Annotated in this window: 2 protein-coding genes; both read right to left on the bottom strand. The window is 66.5% G+C overall.

Annotation, left to right across the window (positions count from 1 at the left end; translation table 11 throughout):
- Positions 1-850, bottom strand: an 850-nt coding sequence (gpmI, locus tag FBY03_RS22910) for a 2,3-bisphosphoglycerate-independent phosphoglycerate mutase (RefSeq protein WP_147174644.1), incomplete at its 3' end; no start/stop codon positions are given.
- A gap of 10 nt (positions 851-860) precedes the next feature.
- Positions 861-1679 (bottom strand): aldehyde dehydrogenase family protein (locus FBY03_RS22915; protein ID WP_147174645.1); only part of this gene is annotated, 819 nt, incomplete at its 5' end.

Below are 1679 nucleotides of genomic sequence, written 5' to 3' on the forward strand. Positions count from 1 at the left end.
GCTGCTTGGCAATCAGCTGCGAGCGCGCGAAGGCGTCGAACCCGGGATCGACCAGGGCCTGGCACAACTCACGGGCGCGATCGGGGCGAAAGTTCATGAAGATCAGCGCATCCTCCGCCGCCACTTTGACCGGCCGCCCAACCGCCGTGGCCTTGACGAACTCGTCCGACTCGCCGCGCGCATAGGCCGCGGCCAGCGCCTGCTCGGCGCTGCCGGCATGGAATTCGGCGCGGCCCTCGACGATCAGTCCATGGGCCGCTTCGATGCGCTCCCAGCGATTGTCGCGGTCCATCGCGTAGTAGCGACCGATCAGCGAGGCGATACGGCCCTTGCCCAGGCGCGTCAGCTCGGCCTCCAACTCGGCGATATCGGCCTGCGCGCTCTTCGGCGGCGTGTCACGGCCATCGAGAAAGGCATGCACGTAGAAGCGCTCGATGCCGCGCGCGGCCAGCACCCGACAGGCGGCGATGATCTGCGCGCTGTGGCTGTGCACCCCGCCCGGCGACAGCAGGCCGAGCAGGTGCACCGCACCGCCGCGGCGCCGCGCGCCATCCACCAGCGTCACCAGCGCCGGGTTGCCGGCGAACTCGCCATCGGCGATCGCCTTGTTGATGCGGGTGAAGTTCTGGTACACCACGCGGCCGGCACCGAGGTTCATGTGGCCGACTTCCGAGTTGCCCATCTGCCCCTCGGGCAGGCCGACGGCCAACCCCGAGGTGGCGATGCGACTGTGCGGATACCGCTCAAACAAGCCATCCAGGGTCGGCGTGCGCGCCGCGGCGAAGGCGTTGCAGTCAGCCTCCTGACGCAAGCCGATGCCATCCAGAATAATCAGGGTACGAGTGCTCATGCGGCCGCCTTCAGAAGATGTAATCGGTGGTCAGGAAGCTCGACTCGCGGTTGCGGATGATCTCGCTGACCAGTGCCTTGTTGCTCTCCTGGAACTTGGTCGCCACCAGGGTGCGGATGGAGAACACCCGTAGCGCGTCATGCACCGACAGGGTGCCTTCGGCCGAGTTCTTGCGCCCGTTGAACGGGTAGCTATCCGGGCCGCGCTGGCACTGGGCGTTGATATTGATCCGGCCCACCTGATTGGCGAAGGCATCGACCAGACGGCCGACCTGGGCCGAATTGTTGCCGAAGATGCTCAGCTGCTGACCGAAGTCGGACTCCAGCACGTAGTCGATCACCGTCTGCAGGTCGCGGTAGGCCACCACCGGCACCACCGGGCCGAATTGCTCCTCCTGATGCACACGCATATCCGCGCTCACCGGATACAGCACGGCCGGGTAGAAGAACGAACCACGGCTCTCACCGCCCCCCGGATTGACCACCCGCGCGCCCTTGGCCACGGCATCGGCCACCAGGCCCTTGAGGTAATCGGTCTTGCCCTCCTCGGGCAGCGGGGTCAGGGCGACGCCCGGTTCCCAGGGCATGCCCGGCTTGAGTGCGGCCAGCTTGCTGTTGAATTTATCGAGGAAGCTGTCGACCACCGCCTCATGCACGAAGAGAATCTTCAACGCGGTGCAACGCTGACCGTTGAACGACAGCGCGCCGGTGACGGCCTCATTCACCGCATTGTCCAGGTCGACCTCGGGCAGCACGATGCCCGGATTCTTCGCATCCAGACCCAGGGCGGCGCGCAGGCGGTGCGGGCGCGGGTGCAGCTTCTTCAGCGC

It is taken from the genome of Pseudomonas sp. SJZ079, from assembly GCF_007993865.1.
In the GTDB taxonomy this organism is placed as follows: Bacteria; Pseudomonadota; Gammaproteobacteria; order Pseudomonadales; family Pseudomonadaceae; genus Aquipseudomonas.